24 protein-coding genes are annotated in these 24,278 nt (G+C 38.1%); 22 read left to right on the forward strand and 2 right to left on the reverse strand.

From position 1 onward, the window contains the following. Positions 1-23: 23 nt before the first annotated feature. Positions 24-2,252: a YcdB/YcdC domain-containing protein gene (locus tag F7731_RS14670; RefSeq protein WP_151535531.1), complete on the reverse strand. Its 2,229-nt coding sequence runs from the start codon at positions 2,250-2,252 to the stop codon at positions 24-26. Positions 2,253-2,383: 131 nt separating this feature from the next. Between F7731_RS14670 and F7731_RS14675 the strand changes: the two genes are divergently transcribed. The 16 genes from F7731_RS14675 to F7731_RS14745 all read left to right on the forward strand — a co-directional run bounded on the left by F7731_RS14675 (position 2,384) and on the right by F7731_RS14745 (position 16,397). Continuing rightward, positions 2,384-2,851, forward strand: coding sequence for a GNAT family N-acetyltransferase (locus F7731_RS14675; RefSeq protein ID WP_151535532.1), 468 nt, complete (start codon positions 2,384-2,386; stop codon positions 2,849-2,851). A gap of 41 nt (positions 2,852-2,892) precedes the next feature. Beyond that, entirely contained in the window at positions 2,893-3,936 is a 1,044-nt protein-coding gene (locus F7731_RS14680) for a DUF2332 domain-containing protein (RefSeq protein WP_151535533.1), read from the forward strand. Further along, positions 3,933-4,103 (forward strand): transcription initiation factor TFIIIB, encoded by a 171-nt coding sequence (locus F7731_RS14685; protein ID WP_151535534.1) that lies wholly within the window; start codon positions 3,933-3,935, stop codon positions 4,101-4,103. Before F7731_RS14680 ends, F7731_RS14685 begins: the two co-directional genes overlap by 4 nt. A gap of 251 nt (positions 4,104-4,354) precedes the next feature. Then, positions 4,355-4,657, forward strand: a complete 303-nt coding sequence (locus F7731_RS14690; protein ID WP_151535535.1) for a hypothetical protein — start codon at positions 4,355-4,357, stop codon at positions 4,655-4,657. Between the two features lie 126 nt (positions 4,658-4,783). Then, a complete protein-coding gene (locus F7731_RS14695) occupies positions 4,784-5,344 on the forward strand; it encodes a hypothetical protein (RefSeq protein WP_151535536.1) in 561 nt (186 codons plus the stop codon). Positions 5,345-5,380: 36 nt separating this feature from the next. Continuing rightward, positions 5,381-5,758: a DUF2500 domain-containing protein gene (locus F7731_RS14700; RefSeq protein WP_151535537.1), complete on the forward strand. Its 378-nt coding sequence runs from the start codon at positions 5,381-5,383 to the stop codon at positions 5,756-5,758. Between the two features lie 122 nt (positions 5,759-5,880). Next, on the forward strand, positions 5,881-6,333 hold the full coding sequence (locus tag F7731_RS14705; protein ID WP_151535538.1) for a YoqH family protein: 453 nt from the start codon (positions 5,881-5,883) through the stop codon (positions 6,331-6,333). Between the two features lie 175 nt (positions 6,334-6,508). Continuing rightward, complete coding sequence (locus F7731_RS14710) at positions 6,509-7,111, forward strand: hypothetical protein (RefSeq protein WP_151535539.1); 603 nt, start codon at positions 6,509-6,511, stop codon at positions 7,109-7,111. A gap of 232 nt (positions 7,112-7,343) precedes the next feature. Beyond that, positions 7,344-7,484 carry a hypothetical protein gene (locus F7731_RS26510; protein ID WP_170289714.1) on the forward strand — a complete coding sequence of 47 codons (141 nt, stop codon included), beginning with the start codon at positions 7,344-7,346 and terminating at the stop codon, positions 7,482-7,484. A gap of 490 nt (positions 7,485-7,974) precedes the next feature. Continuing rightward, on the forward strand, positions 7,975-9,942 hold the full coding sequence (locus F7731_RS14715) for a transporter substrate-binding domain-containing protein (RefSeq protein ID WP_151535540.1): 1,968 nt from the start codon (positions 7,975-7,977) through the stop codon (positions 9,940-9,942). After that, entirely contained in the window at positions 9,917-11,293 is a 1,377-nt protein-coding gene (locus F7731_RS14720; protein WP_151535541.1) for a sigma-54-dependent transcriptional regulator, read from the forward strand. Before F7731_RS14715 ends, F7731_RS14720 begins: the two co-directional genes overlap by 26 nt. A 166-nt stretch (positions 11,294-11,459) precedes the next feature. Next, on the forward strand, positions 11,460-12,437 hold the full coding sequence (locus F7731_RS14725; RefSeq protein ID WP_170289715.1) for a TAXI family TRAP transporter solute-binding subunit: 978 nt from the start codon (positions 11,460-11,462) through the stop codon (positions 12,435-12,437). Between the two features lie 33 nt (positions 12,438-12,470). Then, entirely contained in the window at positions 12,471-13,571 is a 1,101-nt protein-coding gene (locus F7731_RS14730; RefSeq protein ID WP_151535543.1) for an ABC transporter substrate-binding protein, read from the forward strand. Positions 13,572-13,588: 17 nt separating this feature from the next. Further along, positions 13,589-14,689 (forward strand): ABC transporter ATP-binding protein, encoded by a 1,101-nt coding sequence (locus F7731_RS14735; protein ID WP_151535544.1) that lies wholly within the window; start codon positions 13,589-13,591, stop codon positions 14,687-14,689. Between the two features lie 44 nt (positions 14,690-14,733). Further along, positions 14,734-15,600: an ABC transporter permease gene (locus F7731_RS14740; RefSeq protein ID WP_425482013.1), complete on the forward strand. Its 867-nt coding sequence runs from the start codon at positions 14,734-14,736 to the stop codon at positions 15,598-15,600. After that, positions 15,600-16,397, forward strand: a complete 798-nt coding sequence (locus F7731_RS14745) for an ABC transporter permease (RefSeq protein ID WP_151535656.1) — start codon at positions 15,600-15,602, stop codon at positions 16,395-16,397. The genes F7731_RS14740 and F7731_RS14745 overlap by 1 nt, the downstream gene beginning before the upstream one ends. A 69-nt stretch (positions 16,398-16,466) precedes the next feature. Here the strand turns inward: F7731_RS14745 and F7731_RS14750 are convergent, their stop codons facing one another. Then, entirely contained in the window at positions 16,467-17,105 is a 639-nt protein-coding gene (locus F7731_RS14750) for a hypothetical protein (RefSeq protein WP_151535545.1), read from the reverse strand. Positions 17,106-17,238: 133 nt separating this feature from the next. On the opposite strand from F7731_RS14750, the gene F7731_RS14755 reads away from it, so the two are divergent. The 6 genes from F7731_RS14755 to F7731_RS14780 all read left to right on the forward strand — a co-directional run bounded on the left by F7731_RS14755 (position 17,239) and on the right by F7731_RS14780 (position 24,268). Next, the gene (locus tag F7731_RS14755) at positions 17,239-18,648 is read left to right on the forward strand and encodes an FAD-binding oxidoreductase (protein ID WP_425482014.1); all 1,410 of its coding nucleotides are present in this window, start codon (positions 17,239-17,241) and stop codon (positions 18,646-18,648) included. Continuing rightward, the gene (locus F7731_RS14760; RefSeq protein ID WP_151535547.1) at positions 18,641-19,909 is read left to right on the forward strand and encodes a (Fe-S)-binding protein; all 1,269 of its coding nucleotides are present in this window, start codon (positions 18,641-18,643) and stop codon (positions 19,907-19,909) included. Before F7731_RS14755 ends, F7731_RS14760 begins: the two co-directional genes overlap by 8 nt. Before the next feature lie 138 nt (positions 19,910-20,047). After that, positions 20,048-21,202, forward strand: coding sequence for an acyl-CoA dehydrogenase family protein (locus F7731_RS14765; RefSeq protein WP_151535548.1), 1,155 nt, complete (start codon positions 20,048-20,050; stop codon positions 21,200-21,202). Further along, positions 21,199-22,260 (forward strand): acyl-CoA dehydrogenase family protein, encoded by a 1,062-nt coding sequence (locus F7731_RS14770; protein ID WP_151535549.1) that lies wholly within the window; start codon positions 21,199-21,201, stop codon positions 22,258-22,260. The genes F7731_RS14765 and F7731_RS14770 overlap by 4 nt, the downstream gene beginning before the upstream one ends. Beyond that, positions 22,241-23,068 carry an enoyl-CoA hydratase/isomerase family protein gene (locus F7731_RS14775; protein WP_151535550.1) on the forward strand — a complete coding sequence of 276 codons (828 nt, stop codon included), beginning with the start codon at positions 22,241-22,243 and terminating at the stop codon, positions 23,066-23,068. The genes F7731_RS14770 and F7731_RS14775 overlap by 20 nt, the downstream gene beginning before the upstream one ends. 18 nt (positions 23,069-23,086) lie before the next feature. Then, the gene (locus tag F7731_RS14780) at positions 23,087-24,268 is read left to right on the forward strand and encodes a CaiB/BaiF CoA transferase family protein (protein ID WP_151535551.1); all 1,182 of its coding nucleotides are present in this window, start codon (positions 23,087-23,089) and stop codon (positions 24,266-24,268) included. Positions 24,269-24,278: the final 10 nt, after the last annotated feature.

Here is a 24,278-nt window from a genome sequence, read left to right on the forward strand (position 1 = left end):
GGAAACCTATTAGATTCAAAATATCAATATTGAATTTGGATTCCTTTTTTATACACTTCATGAGCTAAACGGATAGTGGAGACTGATAATTCTGCATAGGACACTTCTTGTTTTGGGTTAAATTTATTATTATTTGTCGTTAATAAACCTAGTGAGTGTGCTAATGCAACATAACCAATGTTTTCAGGTTTTACGTCTTTGGCATCTGCAAATTTAAGCTGATAAATGCCCTGGCTTTTTGCTGCTTGCTCGAGTCCTAATGTGCGGATATACCAAACTGCTAATTCTTCTCTTGTAAGACGCTGGTCCAGATTAAAGGTAGTCCCTGTTTTTTCTAGAATGCCTTGAGAAACTGCGCGTTCAACGACTTGGAATAGTGGATGATCTTGTTTAATATTTTCAAATGATTGGGTTTTATTTCTTTGACCATAGTAGAAATCGGCATAGATATGTGAGATTGACTTCATGATCACTTCAAGAGCGGCACCTTTTGTCACCTTTGCATTCGCATTAAATGTCTTTGCATCTCCGACATTTATTATACCAGTCTGAATGAGATGATTTAGCTCTTTTTCTGCCCAAGGGTGAGAAATCATTGGTGGTTTACTCTTTATCACACTAGTCCATTCACCTGTGTTTGCATCTAACGAGCTAAATGGGGTCTTGTTGAATACTGGTATATACACAAGATGGTAGTGATTCTTATTTTTGCCGGAGCCTTCATTTACATATTGAAGATTTAGGCCTAGGTTTTCTAAAAACTTCTCTGTCGCTTTTTCCTTTGAAATGACTTTTTCAATGGATGGCCAGTTTTTAATATCTACATGATTCACATTCAAACCAAGTAAGGTGCCATCAGCGGATACACTAACGGAAATTTGATCCCCACTTACGAGAATATTATTTACGACTCTTGGAAAGGTGAAGTGATAGATTCCTCTTTCTTCATTAATATAAGTTTCTCCTGTCGGCATTGCATAGTTGTGAAGATTAGAAGGGGAGTACTGTTTTAAATATTTCACCGCTTGATTCAAAGCTTCTTCACTAGTAATCGTATGAGCCGTTTTTTTGCTTTCACCGTTATCGATTAGGATATCACCTTTAATATCATTATACTGAATAATTTCGCCAGTACGTTTGTCTAGCTCTAGGGTTGTTCCTGTTCCGCCATTTCGGTATTCATACATATAATGAATATTTATCACATCTTGTCCGTTATGGTTTTTCTGCTCATCAACGGATTCAATTCTTAGCTTGATATCTTTAGAATCTATTGCGAGTAATTTTTCGGCAAAAGCCTTCGCCTCTCCTAATGAAAAATTGGTTTGCTTCGGCTCAGTTGGTTGAACTAAAACTTTCTCAATTTCTTTTCTTTCTGGTAGCTTGGAGGCAAACCCGTTCATCGTTTGCCAGTCACCTGAGAGGGCATGTACACCATTGACATAGCTAGTTGGTTGATAAACGAGCTTCACATCTCTATTACCTGTGCGATAATCAACATCTATATTGTATTGTAAATCAATTGATAGATTTTCTTTAATCTTTGTCAAAATCTCATTTTTCGGTAACACCCTTGTTAAATCATCATATGATGGTGATCCACTGCCGCCTGGATAACGATAAAAATCACTAACTTCACCATTTCCAAGCACTGTAATTTGAATTCGCTGATCCGAAATAGGCATTTTATTTTTTGCGCGAACAAAGGAAAATGAATAGCGAATAGGCTCAGTAAGCAGTTGATGATTTGGATAGTAGTCGTTGAGGTCAGAATCTAGTTGATATTCACTGCTTTCTGGGAACTTTTTTAGAAAAGCAAGAGCTGCTTCTTTCGCTTTTTCTTTCGTTACTTTTGCGGGAAATAATGCATCCACCACGTTAGCAGGTTGGTAGTAAAAGCTTTCAATATCTAATTTCTCCCCTACAAACCCAACGCTCCCATAGATTTGCTTCCCGTTTACGGTTTTATGAAAGCTTAAATCATAACGAATGGTATCATCATCAGGAAAACGATGACCGCTACCCATATGGAATTCACTTTCATTTAAAAAATCAAACTGTTTTGGGAAAAACTCCTTAAATTTCTTAATAAGCTGGCTTTTTGTTACAACACTGTCAACCTGAGAAATTTGAATTTGTACGTTATTATTCTGATCATTTCCTAATGATGTTGCACTTACTTCTGGTGCTAGAATTCCGATTGATAGGCCAGTAGTCAATGTTAAGATTCCTAGTTTCCTTAGATTTTTCAAAAGATCCCTCCTAATATTTAGCAATGTTTCTAATTATATACTAAATATTTGTAATAGTAGAGCAATAAATAGAAAATATTGCCACAATTATGTAATAATATAGAAAAACTCGGTAATTAATGGAGGATAAAATGATTATTAGATTAGCTGAATCAAAAGATATTGAACAATTAATTAGAATGAGATGGGATGTCACAATTGAAAGTTATCCATCTAAAAGCTTTGATGAGAGTGAATTTGATAGCTTTCAAGTGGAGTGCGAGGACTTTTTGAATAATGCTATAAAAGGTGACCGATGGTTTATTTGGATTGCTGAGGAAGAAGGAAAAATTGTTTCTCATATTTATATAGAATTAATTGAAAAAGTGCCCCGCCCGGGAAGTATTACAAGACCATTTGCGTTCATGACAAATGTTTATACTGTTAAGGATTTTAGAAACAAAGGGGTTGGCAGTCAATTACTAACGGCTATAAATGAATGGGCTAAAAAAGAGCAGTATGAATTTATCATCGTTTGGCCGAGCGATGAAAGTGTGAATTATTATAAGAAAAATGGATATAGCCATTGCAAGGAGCCAATGGAATACTTTCCTTCTTAAAATAATTTAATAGATTAAAGCTGTTTATAGGAGGGGAACTAATGTTAAGTAAGGAACGTTTATCTCGGAGTTTTATAAGATTTGCCACGCATGAGTGTAAGGATTCTAGTAAATTATATGAGTATTTGTCACTGGAAATTGCAAAAAATGACGAAATACTAGAATTATGTACAAATGCCAGTGAGGGTCAGCCTGTCCCAAATTTACTTTTCGGTGCTGTCCATTATCTTCTTCTAAAAGGAAAAGAACACAAGCTAAAAGAGTATTATCCTAGTGTTGTGAGTAATCCTAAACATGTTGAAGGGGCGTTTAACAGCTTTAAGGATTTTTGCTTTCAATATCAAAATGAAATAATCTCTATTCTCCAGTCGAAACTTGTTCAGACAAATGAGGTAAGAAGATGTGCTTATTTGTATCCTGTTTTTAGCTTGATTTATGAGAAGACTAAGAAACCGCTGGCACTGATTGAAATAGGAACAAGTGCTGGGTTGCAGCTTCTATGGGATAAGTATTCCTATTCTTATGGCACAGATGAGATTTTTGGAAATAAAAGTTCTGCATTAAACATTACTTCAGAGATAATTGGAGAAAATATGCCATTTCTAGCATCAACACCGCCTCCAGTTTCAAAGAGGATGGGGTTAGATTTAAATACGATTGATCTAAATGATGAGGAAGAGACCTTGTGGATGAAATCCTTAATATGGCCGGAACACAAAGAAAGACTGCAAATGTTTGAACAAGCGGCGAGTTACATTAAGAAAATTCCTGTCCAATTAGTTGAAGGAGATGGAATTGGTTTATTAAGGGATTGCGTTAATATGATGCCAAGTGATAGTACAGTTTGTATTTTTCACACCCACGTAGCCAACCAAATGCCGTTAGAAGCAAAAAAAATACTTCTCAATATGATCCAATCAATTGGTAAGGAACGAGATGTTTTTCATATTTATAATAATATTCATGATAGATATTTGCATCTTGATTACTATGTAGACGGTGTGGAAAGTAAGGAAACGATCGCTGAAACAGATGGTCACGGAAGATGGTTTAGATGGTTAATAAAAGGATCGGATTTTAAATGAATTATTCTACAGTAGCAACAGAATGTCCCAAATGTGGCGGGAAAGAGTTGGGAAAAGGGAAGCACACAGGATACGGGGTTATGTATCCAGTTAATAAAATGAGCTTAGGTTCGGATGTTGAATACATTATTTGTGCGACTTGTGGATTATCATCGAAAGCTATGTGATTATCACCTCCGGGGTTCACCAAGTAACCAACATGCAATTAGTTTTTATATGAAAGATGGCATACATCAAGTGCAAAGGGAAATGGATGGTAAAGTGATTAGAATGTCTGGAGCAATTAAGTAAATCTGGAGAAGACAAAAATTATAGGCAATAAAGGGGGTTTACTTTTTACAGAGTAAAGCTTTTTTTATAATGATAAACAAGCAAACCATATTGGCAAAATCATATATTATTGGGAGGAGGATACGACATGAAAACCAAAGCATTATTTATCTTACTCCCTGTTATCATGATTTTTACACTTCTTTGGCAAGTTGGATTGATTGGTTTATGGACAAAGGGGATAGCCTATATTGCAAATGATACGAAAGGATTCACTGATTCAAATAGTCATATAATAGAAGGAAATTATTCAGTTTCTATTGATTTATCAAACTTAGAAAGTAATATTGGAAAAGAGTTGTATAATGATGGAACCCATAAGATCAATGTATTCTGGATCGTACATTTAATAATTACAGATCTATATAAAAATATTTGGAGTAAAAAATAACCAGCCTAATTTGGGCCAAAGTTAAAAATTCAACTTCAAATCCAAATAAACGCTCTAGCCAAATCCCTTTAATAAATGAAACAATATCACTAATTTAAGCGTCTGTGATATAAAAAGGGGAGTTTTGTGTTGTGTAATAAAAGCAGAGGCTTGTTTTGTTTAACAGGTATTTTGATAATATTAATGTTTGTCAATCCGTCATCAATTGCAATGGCATGTGATTGTAACATACCTAAAAATGCAAATGAAGCATTGGAAAAGGCGGCAGCTGTTTTCAGAGGAGAAGTGCTGCAACTAACAGAGGAAAAGATAAATGGCGAATCATACAGCGTTGCATTGATATCGGTATCAGAAATTTGGAAAGGCATTGAAGAATCTCAAGTTCGCGTATATACGGAGAAGGGGAGCAGTTGTCAATTTGACTTTGAAGTGGGAAAAGAGTATTTGCTTTACTCATATGAATATAACGGCATGCTAAAAGTCATTAATTGCTCAAGATGTGCTGAAGTCAAATATGCTAATCAAGACTTGCTAGAGCTTGGAAAAGGAAAAGAGCCGGTTAATACGGTTCAATTAGAAGAAGACCTCAAGAGCAATAAGTTGTTTAACCAAACGAGTATTTTACTTCTATTATTAATAATCGTATTCGTAACCGTTTATTTATGGAGAAAGAAAATCAAAAAGTGATGTGAAAATATAGAAAAAAGTCATAGGAGGGATTGGATGATTCACGGTGGGGATTTCATGTTTGATTTCGCTCCTGTTTTTATTGGTATCATTTTTGTATTCATTATATGTTTAATCTTGTTTTCTATTGCAAAAGGAGTGTCCCAATGGAATAAAAATAATCACTCTCCAATATTAAACGGAAACGCAAGGGTGGTTACAAAAAGAACAGCGATACGTGGTGGCGGTGAGCATAGGGCCTATAGTGATTATTTTGTCACGTTCGAGGTGGGAAGTGGAGACCGGATTGAATTCGAGGTAAAGGACACTGAATACGGGATGCTTGTTGAAGGGGACACCGGCGAGCTTTCCTTTCAGGGCACAAGATATCTTGGGTTTACGAGGAAGAAGGGGAAAATAGAGTTTGATACTTAAGCTTAACAATAAATTTTATTTCAATGTAGAAAAGAAAGGATATTCCCCTAAAAAAGGGGTAACCATCTATATTTTATTTTAATTAAGGGCAAATTAAACAAAAGAATGGTAAGAGGTGTGATATGCAACACTTTATTTTGAGCATATTTATTATCTCAACTTTGGTTATTTGTCCTTCATATTCAAAGGCAATAACAATGCCTTGCAGTATGGTATTGGAGTCCATTGATAAAAAACTCACAAATGCAAAGGGAGCAGCATTAATTTATAAAGTTCAGCTATTTCCTCCAAGCTTTGCGCGAACGAATATTAGTATTCTTGGGGTCCACTTGCCAAAACCATCTGCTTATGGCAATTACGACAGTTACGAAGGATTTGCTTTTATTCCAGGTGAGATCAGCTGGCGTTTCAGGCTCTATCCAACTCCAGAAATAGATGGTCCAACTTGGGCTGGCAGAATTGATAATATTTCGGCTGATATGAAAAATGTAGAAGTACAAATACGTCTTTCTAATTCAAAGACTGAAAAATTGGGGCCTAGGATATTATCGGGGAAGATTAAAGCTTGTAAGTAGCAGAATATCTAATAAAGATCCAGGTATCCTAAAAATCGTGCTCATTTCATTTAGAATCATAAATAAAATGAGCACGTCCTGAATTTAAGACAAAGTTTTACAATCATCTTTTTAATAATGATATTTTATATGGTAATAGTTTTACATAAAATAACCAATCAAAAGGGAGGAGAATATGAAGAGAATCCTATTTTTCACAATGTTAATATTGCTTGCACTTTCTTTGGTTGCCTGTGATGACAGTCATTCGAACTTGAAAATCAACACAGTTTCTAACGCTAATTTGACAGAAAGAGAGAAAGTCATACTTTCCAACACTTCAGATCAATCTTTTGTATTTGACTTTAAGGTTGATGATAAGTTTAAAGAAGTAGCTGTATGGGTTGAAAAGTATGAATCTGGTAAATTGGTAGGAGAGGTAAACCGTATTTCTATGGAGATAAAAAATAAGGGAACCATTATCTTTTCAACCTCGCATACAACTGAAGAAAGTAACCACACTCTTTTTACTGTTACCATTGACAGTGATGGTGGTACAGGTTCCGGTTGGAGTCCTGAAACCATTATAAAGGAGGATGGTTTAGGCGCTGTTTGGGGAAGTAATCCATTAGGTGAAACTTCAATTCAAGGTAAAATGGTTTTAGCTAGTATCTGTTATTCAACGAGCAAAGAGGGAATTAGCTCTCTTCCTACTGATTTTTATAATAATATTGACAGTCATATGAACGAGCTGAAAAATTATGATGTCGTATATTTGCTTAGAAGTGAATTTAAGTAATTGTTAGGTAAGAGTCCATAAAACAGAAGCTTAATTCTTTATGTTAATAGGAAAATGCTAAATAAGCTAACACCAAGGGAAATTGAAGAAAAAACCTAGTATTAATACATAATCTAATCGAATAAAGCTTTTGCAGAGATTTTTATAAATATTATTAGAAGGCAAAGGTGATAAATGCGCAAGAATCTTGATGCTTTGTAACGGTGAGTAAGGGACATTTCAGGGGGGTTAAGTGGAAATGTCCGTTATCGGTGAAATAACGGACACTTCTGAGGGTAACTATATGAAAAATGTCCGTTATCAGCGTTATAACGGACACTTCAGTGACTTTATCGAGGCGAAGTGTCCGTCATCAGAATATCTTAATGAATAGCAATGTAAAAGCAGATCAAATGTAAACTTTTATCTTGGAAAGATGTTTTTTATGAGTTAACAACTCATGGGATTCATGCTAGTAATAAAAATGGTGGAAATAATGTAATGATCTCCATCTATTCTGGAGTATTTTTGTAAAACTGATAGAGCAAATATGTTAAGTAAGAGTTTAGTTCAAATTTATTTTGAATTACAAAGTCTGACAATGTCAACTGAGTTTCTTTTCCCACTTTATTTCTCCCCCCTTATTCATCTTCTTATCTTCATCATTTCCAAACTACCACTCTTTTAAACGTTTAAAATAATAAAAATATAAATTTGTAATAATGGCATGTACATCTTTGAGATAAGCGAGGCTTGCTATCATACGGAAATTTCCATATTATTAAACTATTATTCAGAATTTTTTTAATTCCCATCCAAAAGGAGGCGGTATTATCCAAAAACAGATTAGGTCATTTATTGTCATCATTAGTCTCCTTTTATTTATGCCATTATCACAACGTTTAGTGTTTGCTGAAGATAAAACATATAAAATCGCTGGGGAATGGGCTCTTCCTCCATTTTCTTATAAAGATCAACAAGGGTCACTGACTGGCATAAATATTGAATTAATGGAAAAAATCGCAGATGAAAATGGACTTACTTTTGAATATATACCAATGGAGATTCATGAAGCGGAACAGGCCTTAAATGATGGTGAAGTAGATGCGATTGCCGGGTTAACATATAGCACCGAAAAGGATAAAGTATTCGATTTTACTCAACCCTACTTTACGATGTCAGATTCTTTAATTATTCCTATGAAGAGCAGGGATAAAATTAAAAGTATCGAGGATATTAGGGACATTCATATTGTCCTGCAAAACAATCCTCCTGTTCTAAACACGATATTAAATTTAAGGAATACGAATCTTACTTTGGTGACAAATCACTACTCGGGTCTTTTGATGCTTCTAAATGACCGGGCTGAAGTTTATATTGGAAATAAATTTACTGCTACCTTCTTTTTGAAAGAGCTTGGTCAAGAAGAAAATTACCTCATTCTTGATGAAGTGATTAATCCGGCAGATTATGCGATTGCAGTAAAAGAAGGCAATGAGGACCTCCTTTTTATCATTAATCAAACGATTACAAAATTAAAGGCTAAGGGAGAGGTAAGTAAATTAATTGATGAATGGGTTAGTCCAGAAAGCGGAGCTGAAATTGCTCGTTTGGAACATTTTATCTTCTTATTATTTATTTTTCTGTTGATTGGTGCGCTCATCCTCATTGTCATCTATATTTGGAATCAACGGTTAAAAGAAGCGGTGAACATTCATACAAAAGAACTCCAGCTACTAAATGAAGACTTACAAAAACAACGGCAACGAACTGCTGATAGTCATGCGTTTAAAGATCAAATTTTAAATAATATCGACACAGGCATCGTTACTTTTGATATCGATTTTAAGATAACAAGTTGTAATAAACGGGCATTGGAAATTCTCGAGCTTCCCGACCATACAAAGTTCAACCTTCAGCATTCCCCCATTTTTTTGAAGCTTTTTGAGCATTATCGTTTTGGACAAGGCCTGCAACAAGAAAGCGTTGAATTTAATCGCTTTATTGAAATAAATGATAATGGAGAACGCAAGGTAATCTATTATTCTCTAAATAAAATGTTTAATTCACTTGAAAACCAGGCAGGCTATTTGCTCTCAATGAACGACGAAACAGAAAAAAAGAAACTTGAACAAAAGCTAATTACTCAGGAGAAGCTCCACGCGCTTGGCCAGTTAGTAGCAGGTGTAGCTCATGAAATTCGGAACCCGTTAACGTCCATTAAAACCTTCATAGATCTGATCCCAAGGAAATACGATCAACCGAAATTTCAAAAGGTACTTATGGAGCATTTACCAGAAGAAGTGAACAGACTAAATAGGATTGTGACAGACTTAATTGATTATGCTCGTCCGAATTTACCTAATATTCAACCCTGCACTGCCCTCGAGCTGACATCCTTACTAGCTATACTACAAGTAACCATGAAAGAAAATCAGATTGAATTTGAACAATACATAGAACCCGACCTTGTTTTTAACATTGATCCGCAGCAAATTCGTCAGGTCCTCCTTAATCTACTATTAAATGCCATTCATGCAGTAGAAGAAACAGAAGCGAAGAAAATTAACATCATAATGGAGAAAGAGGATTTTGAGAAGGGGAGGATTATGATTAAAGATACTGGGAAAGGAATGGAGCAAGGGGAACTAAACCATATCTATGAACCATTTTTTACAACAAAGGGAAGAGGCGTCGGATTGGGGTTGACCTTGTCTTACAATTTAATAAAGGAGAATCATGGAGATATTCAAGTCAACAGTATTCCTAACAGAGGAACGACATTCACGGTTGTATTGCCTTTATATCAAAAGGAGGAGATTCAGAATGAGGCCAAGAGTGCTAGTTATTGACGATGAACAAGCCATTTGTACTTCACTTAGCTTTGCTCTTGAAGATGATTATTCCGTTATGACCACAACGGATCCGGAGAAAGGCATACTCCTGGTGGAAAAAGAACGAGTAGATATTATTCTGCTAGATCTTCGAATTGGACGTTACAATGGGATGGACGTTTTGCAAAAAATTAAACAAAAGGATCCAAAAGTGACGGTCATCATGATGACCGCTTATGCTTCAATTGAAACATCCATTGAAGCAATCAAAATGGGTGCCTATTATTATATTGAAAAACCGATTAATATCGAAAACCTATTATTGCTTTTATTAAGGGCCTCTGAATTTAAACAAGTATCTAATAAGCTAGAAACACTTCATGAAGAGCTGGAGGAAAGGAAGGGCCATAAAAACTTCTTAGGAAATAGTACGGCTATGAAATATGTATTTTCGATGATCGATCGCATTAAAGATATCGACTCTTGCGTCTTGATTACGGGAGAAAGCGGAACGGGGAAAGAACTTGTAGCAAAAAGGATTCATTATTCAGGGAAGCGTAAGGATGGACCATTAGAAATATTAAATTGTGCAGCCATTCCGGAAAGCTTACTTGAATCTGAATTGTTCGGTTATGAAAAGGGAGCTTTTACAGGGGCAACACAGTCAAAGGAAGGAAAGTGGGTCGCTGCAAATGGAGGAACTCTATTTCTTGATGAAATTAGTGAGATGCCCCTCCCCCTTCAAGCGAAATTATTACGCGTCATTCAGGAACGTGAAGTGACACCTCTAGGCTCTAATAAGAAGATCCCATTAGATGTTCGTATTTTATGTGCAGCTAATAAAAATCTTGAACAAATGGTCCAAGAAGGGACTTTCCGAGAAGATTTGTATTTCAGACTCAATGTTATTCCTATTAAAACACCGCCGCTAAGAGAAAGAAAAGAGGATTTGCCGCTGTTGTTTGATTATTTTTTGCAAAAATATTGTAAAGAAATGAACAGGGAAAAGAGATCTTTTTCTGCAGATGCCCGCAGATTTTTACTAGACTATCACTATCCGGGAAATGTGCGGGAGCTAGGAAATATAATTGAATACTCAGTAGCGCTCTCAATTCATACAGTCATAGATGAGTCCGATTTGCCAATTTACATTCTAGAGCAAAAGAAAGGGGATGAAGATATTTCTAATGAGTGTGAAGAAAGTATCGTCATTCCTATCGGTCTATCAATGAAGGAAATTGAGAAAAAGGTGATTTCCGGAACTTTAAAACATTGCGGAAAGCACCGCCAAAGGACGGCCCAGACATTACAAATTTCTGAAAGAAGTCTTCGGGATAAAATAAAACAATATGATATTGAAATCAGCTAAAATAAATACATTTGTTAATACGGCAAATTTTGCTGAATAAATCGGCAGAATTTGCCGGTTTTATTTGCGAAAAAATAATTAATTTTATGAAAACGCATACAAAGTCAATAATCCGAAAATTGGCACAATACTTGCAAGTATTATTTGTGTGAGAGGAGGACAGTCATTGAAAACAGGGACACTTTTAAAAATCTTGTTCCTATTAATCATTCTTTTGGTTGGGAGTATAAAGATCAAACAGGAGTTATTTTCCACCGGGGGCCAAACAGTTCCTCCGCTATCAGAGGAAATCACAGGAAATCAAACTACATTGGTTATTGCTACTGGTGATATGTCGGGTGTCTATTTTCCTTTGGGGCAAGCTATGGCAGATTTATTTCGAAAGTACGATGGAAAATCATCTGGAACACAAGTGACGAATGCTTCCGTTCAGAATACAAAACTAGTGAGTCAGAAACAGGCTGAAATAGGATTCAGTACAGTGGATGTCCTTGCATTGCCAGAGTATAAAAAATCAGAAGTTCTCGCTCTTACTGGAATTTATTCGAATTTCATCCAGATTGTCACGACCGAAAATGAAATTAAAACTTTAGAGGATTTACGAGGGAAAAGAGTAAGCATAGGAACAGTCGGAAGCGGAACGAAGCTGATGTCCGAAAGAATTCTGAAGGCTGCTAATCTAGCAAGCTATGATATGGATATATCTACTCTTTCATTCACACAATCGGCGGATGCTTTAAGAAATGGAACGATTGATGTTGCTTTCTTTTCTTCTGGTTTACCGAATCCAGTGATTGCCGAGCTTGCCGCAGAGATGGAAATTTCACTTGTTCCGATTCCAAAACAAATGGCTGACCGACTTCATGAGGAATTTGAATATTACACACTGGATGAAATAAGTGGTCAAACTTACGAAGGCGTGGAAAGTACACCAACCTTAGCAGTAAAAAATGTCCTTCTTACATACCCGGATTTGCCTAAGCAAGAAGCTTATCAAATGGTAAAAACGTTATATGACCATTTACCAGAGTTGCAAAATGCCCACCCAGAAGCAAAGGAAATCAAATTAGCAGAAGCAACTAGAGGGATTTCAATAGATTTCCATCCTGGGGCAAAACAATTTTTTGAAGAAATCATCCATTAAAATACAAAATCCACAAATAGGAGGCAAGTGAAAATGAAAAAGATCATTACACTAATTTCAATCGTTTTTCTAATTGTTTTATCAGCGTGTGGCGCTCCTACTCCACAAAAGGCCGGAGAGACGGCTAATACAAAACCGAGTAAAGATGGAGAAAAATCAATTACCATTGCTGGAAATGGCGGGGTTATTGAAAAAACAATTCGTGACGTCATTGCTCCAAAGTTTAAAGAGGAAACAGGTATCACTGTTAACTATGTTCCAGGACTTTCTGGAGAGATTTTATCTAAAGTTGAATTACAAAAAAATGCACCACAAATAGATATTGCTATCTTTGTACCAACAGATGTATATCGCGCAAATGATAAGGGACTTACAGAGAAGGTTGATGAATCTAATGCTCCTAACATGAGTAATGTGGATCCGAAATTCATTGCAGTTGAGGGTGCAGGCGCTCCAGTATTTGGATTGGTCATTGCCCCTGCTTATAATACAAAATCGTTTAAAGAGAAGGGCTTGAAACCGATTGAATCATGGAATGACTTACCATCGGGTCAATATGAAGGAAGAACAGCATTTGTGGATATTACAAATGATTGGGGCTTTAACACTTTATATGCGCTGGCGATGACAAACGGCGGCGGTACAGATAATGTGGAGCCGGGGATAGAAAAAGCAAAAGAACTTGCCGGTTACTCACCGACTTTTTATAAAAATTCAACACAAGTCATGCCAGCGATTCAGCAAGGTTCTGCAGATGTAACAGTAATGGGTAGCTATGTTATTGGGGATTTAGCATTATCAGGTGTTCCAATTAAAATGGCTGTACCGAAAGAAGGTGTACCTGTTCAAGCCTTTAGTGGTGCCCTTGTGAAAAATGCTCCACACGAGAAGGAGGCACTAGAATTTATTAACTACTTAATAAGCAAAGAATCGCAAGCGTTGATTTCAGAGCAGGGGTTTTATCCAGTTGTTGAAGGCCTGGAGCTACCTGAGAAATTTCAAGAAGCTATTGGACTAAAGGATACAGACAAAACATATAAACCAGATCCAGCTGTATTTGCGGAAATTCGTGCTGAATGGTCTGATCGTTGGACGAAAGAAGTAGTTCCGGAAATCGGTAAATTACTGAAATAAGAATGGAGGGAATACCTATGAATGCCATTACATTTGATGTAGAGATAAAGGGGGCAAGAAAGCAATTTGGTTCCAATGTCGTACTGAATGATATTAACTTAGAAGTAAAACAGGGTGAATTGTTAACACTTCTTGGACCTTCGGGCTGCGGGAAATCAACGACATTGAATTTAATTGCAGGCTTTCTTGAAGCAGATCAGGGAGATGTTTATATAAAAGGGAAAAAAGTAACGAAAGTGCCCCCCTATAAGCGCGATTTAGGTATGGTATTTCAAACCTATTCCTTGTTTCCACATATGACAGTGCTAGAGAACCTTAGCTTCGGTCTGAAATTGCGAAAAGTGGCTAAAACAGAACAAAAAAAGAAAATTGATCGAGTTCTTGAACTTGTTAAAATGTCTGGACTTGAGCACCGTTATCCAAGGGAATTATCGGGAGGTCAAAGGCAGCGTGTCGCTATCGCTAGAGCGCTTGTAGTTGAGCCGGAATTACTGCTGCTTGATGAACCACTATCAAATCTAGATGCAAAATTACGACATGAACTGCGGGCGGAAATTAAACGTTTACAAAAAGAAATTGGTGTAACAACGATTTTTGTGACACATGATCAAGAGGAAGCTCTCTCTATGTCTGACCGGGTAGTTGTTATGAATGCAGGGAAAATTGAACAAATCAGCACACCGACCGCTATCTACAATCATCCTGAAACTGAATTTGTTTTTCAATTCATAGGAAAATCGAATTCTTTCGAAGGAGAGGTTGTGGATACCGAAGATAGGAAAATTACGGTGAAAGTAGGTGAGGAAATTATTCATGTCGATTCGGCTAATATTATTGGCGAGAATCGTTCATTAAGAGCAGAGGATGAGGTAAAACTTTATATCCGCCCTGAGAATGTTCATATTTCCTCTACTAGGGAAGCATCATCACCAACATTGGAACTTCAGCCAGCTAAAATCATCCAGCTTAATTATCTTGGCACCTCATGGGAAGTAGATGTTTCATTACAAGGGAAAACGATTCAACTATTAACAAATTCATATGACTCAACTTGGCAATATGGAAGTGAGGTGTATGTTGGGTGGAACCCCTCAGAAATTATGCTGACCAAGAAGTAAGTGAGCAAGTAAAGAAAAAGGCAGAACGGCAAAAAGAGCCGAAATTGAGAAAAAGAAGAAGTTGGATTGCTGGGCTTCTTCTTTTAGTCCCAATCCTTCTATTCATCTTTGGATTTTTTGTTGTTCCTATGCTGTATATTTTGTATTTAAGTTTTATTTCTACCGATAATTTGAATGGCGCAGATGCGGTTTATAGCTTACAAAACTATATCAATTTATTTACCGATAGTTATTACTTATCTTCGATGTGGCTGACGGTGAAAATTAGTTTATATTCTGTACTTGTTTCCCTTATTCTAGGATATCCAATCGCGTTAACGATGGCGAAAAGCTCACCTAAAGTTCGGGGATATATTACTTTATTAATTGCCTCTCCTCTTTTAGTCAGCATCGTTGTACGTAATTTTGGATGGTACTTATTATTATTGCCAAACGGTACAATCAATCAAGTATTAATGAATCTAGGTATTATTAAGAAGCCGTTAAATCTATTATTCTCAGAACTTGGTGTCGTAATCGGACTCTCAAACGCCTATTTGCCTTTCATGGTTTTAGCGATTGTGACGAGCTTGTATAATATTGACCCTTCATTAGAGAAAGCGGGAGCCATTCTTGGTGCAAGCCCATTACGAAGCTTTTTTTCCATTACAATTCCACTTAGCTTGCCAGGAATCGTGTCAGGATGTGTGCTCGTCTTTAGTTTATCAATGAGTGCCTATGTCACACCTGCTTTAATGGGAGGTGCGAATGTTCCTATGATGCCAGTTGTTATATATGATCAAATTAACACCTTGTTGAAATGGACGTTTGGCTCTGCGTTGTCGTACGTACTCTTAGCCATTACACTTCTATCCGTTTTCATATTTACACGAGCACTTGAGAAAAGTAAGTTTAGGGAGGTGTTCCGATGATGAAAGCACTTGGGAAATTCCGAGTAATCCTTGCTGTTCTCGGGATCATCTATATATTAATTCCATTAGTTGCTGTCGTCCCTGCATCTTTTACAAGTGCAAATTATCCAAGCTTTCCTCCAAAAGGTTTTTCTCTACAATGGTATACAAAGATTTTAGAACGCTCTGAATTCATCGAAGCCTTCTATAATAGTTTGCAATTTGCTTTCTTAGCCGCATTTTTTGCTGTTTTATTCGGGACGCTAGGGGCATTGGCCATTGCGAAATATGATATTCCGGGAAAGCACTATATTACATCCATATTGACAGCGCCGTTAAGTGTACCACAGCTAGTATTGGGGATTGCCCTACTTATTTATTTCACACCGATGATGCTTGCAGGTACATCAACAGGCTTTTTGATTGCACATACGATCATTTGTATCCCGTATGTTATTCGCTTAGTACTAACAGGATTAAGCGGATTTGATTACAATTTGGAAAAAGCAGCAGCTATTCTTGGAGCTAATCCATTTATCGCATTTTGGAAGGTGACACTGCCGCTCATTAGACCAGCAATGATATCTGGAGGATTATTTGCATTCTTGACATCTTTTGATAATGTCACAATCTCATTGTTTATGATTTCCCCTAATATGCGAACACTTCCAATTGAGATTTTCTCAACGATGCAGGATGCTTATAATCCAATAGTAGCTTCCGTTTCAAGTGTGGTTATTTTCATTTCTGTTATATTAATCGTCATACTTGAAAAAATTCATGGGGTTGGAAAGGTATTCGGCGGAACCCAGCATTAAGAAATAATAAGGTTAAAAAACATAGCCGGCCGTTTTACTTGTTAAAGCAAAACGGCCGGCTATTTTAGTTCAAGAATGATTTTTTAAATAGTCTATACATCTGTTCACAGTTGCTTGTGGAGCAGTAAGAATAGGAACAGACGTCTGAACCTGATGGGCAATATGATCCATGCTGTACTGAGAAAGAACAATTACATCCACTTTTCCGTCCATTTGCTGTATCATGTTTCGAACTCTTTCGTCATGTTCATCGATCCTCCCTTGAAAAAGAAGATGGATAATTCCTGGATCTACTAAAGATTCAATGATACAATCCGGTTTTTTTTCTCTTAAATAACTCATTAAGGCAACTGGTGTTTCTTTAACAGTGGAAATGAGTCCAATTCGTTCATAGGCAAGTGCTTCATCTAACATGGCTTCATCAGATCGAAAAAGTTTAACATCATGCATAGGCTGCAAAATCGAAGTGATGTTATTAAAGGCTGAACAAGTCAATTGAATGCATTTCGCATCAGATTCAGCAGCAAGGTTGACCAATGCCGAAAATCTGCGAATAATTTCTGGGGTTAAGCCTCCGGATTTTTCCATCATGGTAAGCAAATGAGTATCCATAAAATGCAGCAGCTCAATTTCAGGGGCTGCTTTCTGAAAAGCTTTTTCAATAGGCTTTAAGGCCGTGGTCGTTGCATGGATCAAGGCTACTTTCAAAATTTGTCAACCTCTTTCATTCTCATTTTGTTCATTATAACTATTATTCTATTATTTTTAAACGGAGTAAATAAAATATTTTGAATTTTGTGTCCCGATACAATTAAAAGTTTCAAAGGAGGCTTGTGTCTTGATACAGGCAGAAATAGAAAAAGAAATACGCCAAATCGTCAATAATAAACGGCGAGTACTTACAAATGAAGCGGATCTTGCCAGTTATTCATATGATGCATCTTTCGGTGTTTTTCCCCCGGATATTGTTGTACAGCCGACTTCGACGAATGAAGTGGTTGGCATTGTCAAAGTGGCCAATAAATATAAAACCCCGATTTATCCAAGAGGTAGGGGAACAAGCTTAAGCGGGGGACCATTACCGGTTCATGGAGGGATTGTTCTTGATTTTTCTAAATGGACAGATACTTTAATAATCGAACCAGATGATTTAGTCGCCATCGTTTCCCCAGGAGTTATAACGGCAGATATTAATCAAATGGCTAATCAATTTGGACTTATGTATCCCCCTGATCCGAGCAGCTCCCATGTATCAACGATTGGGGGAAATTTAGCGGAAAACGCAGGGGGCCCGCGTGGACTGAAATATGGGGTTACGAAAGATTATGTGCTCGGCCTTGAAGTGGTTACTGCTGACGGTGAAGTAATCCAAACGGGGGGAAGAACTGTAAAAAATGTAACAGGATATGACTTAACGAAATTAATTGTTGGATCTGAAGGGACATTAGGGATTATAACGAAAGCGATTTTACAGTTAATCCCTAAACCACAGTCTACAGGAACTTTAATGGTCCTTTTTGATGACCTAATCATTGCCGGAAAAGCCATTTCTAGCATTCTGACAGGTGGCATATTACCATCTAAATTGGAAATTATGGATCAAGCATCTGTTATCGCTGTAGAGCAATTTGATCCATCAGGGTTACCTACCGATATAGAAGCACTGTTATTAATAGAATTGGACGGACATCCTGCTGCCATAGAGGCAGAAGCAAAAAGGGTGAAGGAAATTTGTTTGGAAATTGGTGCTATTGAAGTGAAAATAGCAGAAACAAAGGAAGAGGAAGCCGAACTTTGGAAGGCGCGAAAACTAGTATCTCCGGCGATAGTCAGAAAAAAACCAACGAAAATTTCAGAAGATGCCACTGTTCCGCGCAGCAGGGTTCCAGACATGTTTCAACGATTAAAGGAAATAAGAGAAAGGTATAACATCGATTTAGTTGTATTTGGCCATGCTGGAGATGGGAATTTACATCCTAATATAATAGCGGATAAACGTGATATCGAGGAAATGAAGCGAGTTGAAATAGCAGTCGAGGAGATTTTTAAAGCCGCAGTGGAAATGGGTGGGACGTTATCAGGAGAACATGGGATTGGAACGATGAAGGCTCCTTTTATGGAGATGGAACTTGGTACAGCCGGTTTATCCATGATGAAACGGATAAAAGAAGCCTGGGATCCTCATAACCTCTTAAATCCTGGAAAAATGTTTCCTGAGCCTGGGCAAAGGTTTGTGTTAACAAATGAGTAGAAGCCAACAATTAGCCTATGAAGAAACGTTTGCATGTGTCCAATGCGGCTATTGTTTGCCCAAATGCCCAACATTCGAGACGACAGGTGTTGAAACCCAGTCACCGCGGGGGCGAATTAATTTAGTGAAGTTATTAGCAGAAGAAAAAATTTCGATCGAGTCCGCAGCTTCTTCCATTGAATTATGTTTAGGATGTAGAGCCTGTGAAACAGCTTGTCCGACCAATGTTCAATACGGGACCATTTTACAATCTGCCAAGGAATTTATTGCAAAAGAGATGCCTGCATCTAGGATGGAATCGCTTCTCCTTGAAAAAGGATTACCGAATAAAAAGTGGCAAAAAGCTGTTGGAAAAGGGTTAGAAATAGCACAAAAAACAGGAATGGTATCATTAGCGAGAAAAGCAGGCATGATGAGGGGATTCCCAGAAGGCATTCAGGCAATGGAATCAATTGCGCCCGTGATCAAAATGCCGAAAAAGAAAGAACGAGAATACAGAGTATTACCTCCAATTGGGAAGAAGACCTATACTGTTGGATTTTTTGTTGGCTGTATTATGGATATGATGTTCTCAAAAATCAATGATGACAGTATGAAATTGCTACAGCTTGCTGGCTGCGAAGTCATCCTGATTGAAAAACAAACATGCTGTGGAGCTCTTTTACACCATAGTGGGAAAAAAAGAGAGACGATTGCATTAGCCCAAAAAAATATTGCTGTATTTGAACAATATGATTTTGATTTTATTGTCAATAGTATCGGTGGTTGTGGTGCGATGTTAGTGGAGTATCCTGAATTGTTTGACGAACACTCAGAATGGCATGCTCGTGCCGAAAAATTTGCCGCGCGGTGTAAAGATATTAGCGTTTTATTAGCTGAGAGTTCATTGCCATTTACAAAAGAGATTCGAAAAGTCGTAGCATACCAACCTTCGTGTCATTTAAGGCATGTTCAAAAAGTCGTTGATGAGCCTCATCAATTAATAATGAAGATTCCGGGGATTGATTATCGCTCTTTTGAAAAACAGGACATGTGCTGCGGATCTGCAGGAATTTATAATGTTGTCCACTACGATGAAGCGATGGAAGTGTTGGATCAAAAGATGAATCATATTGAAAAAGTGGAGCCAGATATTATCGTCACAAGTAATCCGGGCTGTCATTTACAGATGAAATTAGGTGTGGAGCGCGAAGGGAAAACAGAAAAAATTAAGGTTGTTCATATTGTGGAACTTCTAGCCGAAGCCTGTGAGATATACTAATTCCTAATCAAAGGATAAATACAGATCGAATTTTCTATTAATTCTAAATTGACAAATAAAGTTAAGGTGGATTAATATAAATTTATATATATCATTTGCGTAATGATTATGCTATACCGGTAAAAGGAGTGAGGGATAATGAGACAATTACAACTTCCGGCATTTGAATTTACGGAAGAACAAAAAGAGTTTCGTAAAGAAGTACGTTCTTTCTTACAAGCTGAGCAACAAAAAGGAACATTCGACACACACGCTGATTCTTGGCTAAGCGCGTATAGTGAGGAGTTTTCGAAAAAGCTTGGGGCAAAAGGATGGATCGGGATTACATTTCCGAAAAAATACGGCGGGCATGCACGCTCCTCGATTGACCGTTACATCATTACAGAAGAGCTCTTAGCGTTTGGAGCTCCCGTTGCATCCCACTGGTTTGCAGATCGTCAATCTGGGCCGTTGCTTTTAAAGTTTGGGACAGAAGAACAGAAGGAATTTTTTATTCCGAAAATCGTGAAAGGTGAATGTTACTTTTCGATTGGACTTTCTGAACCGAACTCAGGATCTGATTTAGCGTCATTAAAAACAACCGCTGAAAAAGTGGATGGTGGATGGATTGTAAATGGAATGAAGACGTGGACCTCTGGTGCTCATCATTCGCACTACATGATCACGCTGTGCAGAACTTCTCCGCAGGATCCGAAAAATCGTCATGGAGGGATGAGTCAATTAATTATTGATCTTAAATCTGATGGCGTAACGATTCGGCCAATTCAGTTCTTAACGGGTGAGCATCATTTTAACGAAGTGTTTCTTGAAAACGTTTTTGTTCCAGATAACCGAGTAGTTGGAGAAGTCGGAAATGGCTGGGCGCAAGGATTGACTGAACTGGCATTCGAACGAAGTGGCCCAGAACGAATTTTAAGCACATTTCCACTGCTTGAAGAGGCGATTCGATTATTGAAAGAAAAAGAGGATCATAGAGGGTTGATGGAGGCTGCGAAACTAGTAAGTCGAATGTGGTCACTGCGCAATATGTCAATCGGGATTGCTGCTCTGCTTGAAGAGAAGAAAGATGTGAACCTAGCAGCTGCTCTAGTGAAAGATCTTGGTAACAGCTTTGAGCAACATGTAGCTGAAGTCATTCGGCTTCTTTTACCGGCGATGCCAAGGAAGCATGCGGAAGATGAGTATGCCAGACTGTTAGCGGAATCCATTTTACATGGGCCAGGATTTACGATTCGTGGTGGAACAACTGAGATCCTTAGAGGGATCGTAGGAAAAGGAGTGATATCTGCATGAGTGAGATGAAATCATTTATTGAAGACACTGCTGGGAAGATTTTAAAAGACTTATCGACTAAAGAACAACGTGAACGTTTTGAAGAAGGGGAGTGGGCGAGTTCACTCTGGAAGACGATTCAAGAATCCGGATTAACACTACTCGGCATTGAAGAAGAGAAAGGTGGAGTCGGCGGAGATGATGAGGATGTTTTCGCTATCCTGCGCGTCGTTGGAAAGTACGCTGCTCCAGTTCCTTTAGCTGAGGTTATATACGCAAATCAATTTCTTGCAACACATGAAGGGGAGGTGGAGGATAAATTAAGAGTCGTTCATTTTGCAGAAGAAAGCTCGTCCGTTCATTCTCCGTATAAGTTAAGGAATGTTCCTTACGGGAGATATATAGACGAAGTGATTGTGATCCAACAAGAGGGTCAACAAGCTTCTTATTCAATTGTCAATGTATTAGCAGGTGAGATTGAGAAGAATGATAATCTAGCTGCGGAGCCTCGTGATAACTTAACCTTTTCAAACCTAGGTGAAACAAAGAAATTAGATCTAAGTTTTAAAGAGGCATTAGAAGACTACACAAAATTTTTAGCGCTTAGCCGTGTAGCGATGATGACTGGTGCGATGGAAAATGTTCTAGCTTTATCTACTTTTTATGCAAAAGAGCGTCAACAGTTTGGGCGTCCTCTGCACAAGTTCCAAGCCATCCAGCATCACTTGACTGCCATGGCTGGAGAGGTGGCTGCAGCCTATGCAACACTTGCTGTGGCGAGTGCATCCTATTCATCAGACTTAGGGAAAGAGCATGTTGCGATGGCAAAAATTGAGTTATCCGCAAACGCGAATGTGGTCGCAAAAGCTGCACATCAGCTTCATGCTGGAATTGGGATGACATATGAACATGAACTTCATCATTTTACTCGACGTTTGTGGGCGTGGCGTGAAGAAGCAGGAAATGAGACGTATTGGGCTGATCAGTTAGCCAGTTTGTATCAGTCTAGAGAAGAAACGATTTGGGAATCGATTACTCATGTAAAAGGAGAAGAAGCACATGCCGGATCTACTGTTTGAAGTAAATAATACAATCGCAACGATCTCATTAAATCGCCCTGAAGCACTAAATGCGTTTAGTGGTGAGATGCTAGATTTATGGATTGACTCGCTTGAGAAAGTAAGGGATTCAGATGAGATTTCTGTTTTAATTGTCCAGGGAGCAGGAAGAGGCTTCTGCTCTGGTGGAGATATTAAGGAGATGATTGCAGGTAACGGATTCTACAAGTCGGATCAAGATATTGTTTCAAAAGGAATAAATCGAAAGAACTCGCTTTGGAAAAAAGTGCAGCGGATCCCACTTTTATTAGAAGAAATCGACAAACCGGTTATTGCGAAAGTACATGGAGTGGCATTTGGTGCAGGACTTGATATGGCTCTTATGTGTGATATCCGTTTTGCTTCAGAATCTGCTCGATTATCTGAAAGCTATATCAAAGTAGGAATTGTGCCTGGAGACGGTGGAGCGTACTTCTTGCCACGACTCGTTGGACGGGATATGGCATTGCATATGTTGTGGACGGGAGAAGTGCTAACAGCAGAAGCGGCAAAAGAACGCGGACTCGTTACTTTTGTTGTGCCAGATGAGGAACTAGATCAAGTAGTTGCAGACTACGCTAAAGGGCTAGCAAATGGCCCTCAACTGGCAACGCAGCTCATAAAGCGCGCTGTCTATCAAAATAGCGAAATGTCGTTACGGTCCTCACTTGACTATATTTCATCGAAAATGGCGCTCGTCATGGAAGAGGAAGATCATAAAGAAGGTGTGCGAGCTGTCATGGAAAAAAGAAAACCGAATTTCGGAAAAAATAAAACGGCAATCAAGTAAAAGAGGTGAGTTGGATTGATGCAACCCCTGCATGATATACGTGTATTGGATTTGTCTAGAGTTTATGCTGCCCCAGCTGGAGCCATGACACTCGGAGACATGGGGGCAGACGTCATACGCGTGGAGCCGCCAGGCGGGTCGGACAGTATGAGGGAGTGGGGACCTTTTAAAAATGGAGAGAGTACTTACTATTTAAGTGCTAATCGGAATAAAAGGTCAATCACCCTCAATTTAAAAACTGATGAAGGAAAGAAACTTTTCCTGGATTTAGTAGAAAAATCAGATGTCGTTATTGAAAACTTTAAGTCTGGAACTATGAAAAAACTTGGGCTGAATTATGAGGTTTTAAAGGAAAGAAATCCCGGCATTATTGTTTGCTCGGTAACAGGATTTGGACAAGATGGCCCCTTAGGTTTATTGCCAGGATTTGATCCAGTCATACAAGCTATGAGCGGGTTGATGGATGTCACAGGTGACCCAAATGGTGAAGCTACAAAAGTTGGGATTCCGATTGCCGATATCATTACTTCAGTTTATGTTGCGTTGGGGATAGTCGCTGCCATACGGCAAAGAGATCTAACGGGAGAAGGCCAATATATCGACATGTCTTTGCTGGATGTTCAAGTCTCAAGTATGGCCAATGTGGCTACTGCTTATTTAAATACTGGAATGATTTCTGTGCGGAAGGGAAATCAACATAATAATGTTGCGCCATATCAAGTATTCCAAACCGCTGACTTTCCAATCATGATATGCGCGGGGAACGACCACTTATTTCGGAAGTTATCTCACGCATTGGATCATCCAGAGTGGGGCAGTGATGAACGCTTTTTAACAAATAATGATCGAAAACAAAATGAAGATGAATTAGTTCCGCTGATTGAAGAAGTATTAGCGACCAGGACGTCAAGTGAATGGGTTGAAATTCTTGCGGAAGCTAAGGTTCCAGTAGGACGTGTTAATAATATTCAGCAGGCATTGGAGCAAGATCAAGTAATCGCCAGAGGGGGAATCGAAACAGTTCCTCATGCTACGGGTGAAGTAAAGCTGCTGGCTAGTCCGCTTCGGCACAGCGGGTTAAATATCCAAACGAAATTTGGCCCGCCGAGGTTAGGCCAGCACAATAAAGAAGTATTTGATGAACTTCTTGGAATAGAGGAAGAAGAACTTTCAGTTTTGTCTAAAAACAATGTAATATGAAGAGAGTTCG

The sequence above is a fragment of the Cytobacillus depressus genome (genome assembly GCF_008923245.1).
In the GTDB taxonomy this organism is placed as follows: domain Bacteria; phylum Bacillota; class Bacilli; order Bacillales; family Cytobacillaceae; genus Cytobacillus; species Cytobacillus depressus.

Coding starts and splice junctions, on each gene's coding strand:
- F7731_RS14675 (WP_151535532.1), top strand. CDS start 2,384: ATGATTATTAGATTAGCTGAATCAAAAGATATTGAACAATTAATTAGA.
- F7731_RS14680 (WP_151535533.1), top strand. CDS start 2,893: ATGTTAAGTAAGGAACGTTTATCTCGGAGTTTTATAAGATTTGCCACG.
- F7731_RS14685 (WP_151535534.1), top strand. CDS start 3,933: ATGAATTATTCTACAGTAGCAACAGAATGTCCCAAATGTGGCGGGAAA.
- F7731_RS14690 (WP_151535535.1), top strand. CDS start 4,355: ATGAAAACCAAAGCATTATTTATCTTACTCCCTGTTATCATGATTTTT.
- F7731_RS14700 (WP_151535537.1), top strand. CDS start 5,381: ATGATTCACGGTGGGGATTTCATGTTTGATTTCGCTCCTGTTTTTATT.
- F7731_RS14705 (WP_151535538.1), top strand. CDS start 5,881: ATGCAACACTTTATTTTGAGCATATTTATTATCTCAACTTTGGTTATT.
- F7731_RS14710 (WP_151535539.1), top strand. CDS start 6,509: ATGAAGAGAATCCTATTTTTCACAATGTTAATATTGCTTGCACTTTCT.
- F7731_RS14715 (WP_151535540.1), top strand. CDS start 7,975: ATGCCATTATCACAACGTTTAGTGTTTGCTGAAGATAAAACATATAAA.
- F7731_RS14720 (WP_151535541.1), top strand. CDS start 9,917: ATGAGGCCAAGAGTGCTAGTTATTGACGATGAACAAGCCATTTGTACT.
- F7731_RS14730 (WP_151535543.1), top strand. CDS start 12,471: ATGAAAAAGATCATTACACTAATTTCAATCGTTTTTCTAATTGTTTTA.
- F7731_RS14735 (WP_151535544.1), top strand. CDS start 13,589: ATGAATGCCATTACATTTGATGTAGAGATAAAGGGGGCAAGAAAGCAA.
- F7731_RS14745 (WP_151535656.1), top strand. CDS start 15,600: ATGAAAGCACTTGGGAAATTCCGAGTAATCCTTGCTGTTCTCGGGATC.
- F7731_RS14760 (WP_151535547.1), top strand. CDS start 18,641: ATGAGTAGAAGCCAACAATTAGCCTATGAAGAAACGTTTGCATGTGTC.
- F7731_RS14765 (WP_151535548.1), top strand. CDS start 20,048: ATGAGACAATTACAACTTCCGGCATTTGAATTTACGGAAGAACAAAAA.
- F7731_RS14770 (WP_151535549.1), top strand. CDS start 21,199: ATGAGTGAGATGAAATCATTTATTGAAGACACTGCTGGGAAGATTTTA.
- F7731_RS14775 (WP_151535550.1), top strand. CDS start 22,241: ATGCCGGATCTACTGTTTGAAGTAAATAATACAATCGCAACGATCTCA.
- F7731_RS14780 (WP_151535551.1), top strand. CDS start 23,087: ATGCAACCCCTGCATGATATACGTGTATTGGATTTGTCTAGAGTTTAT.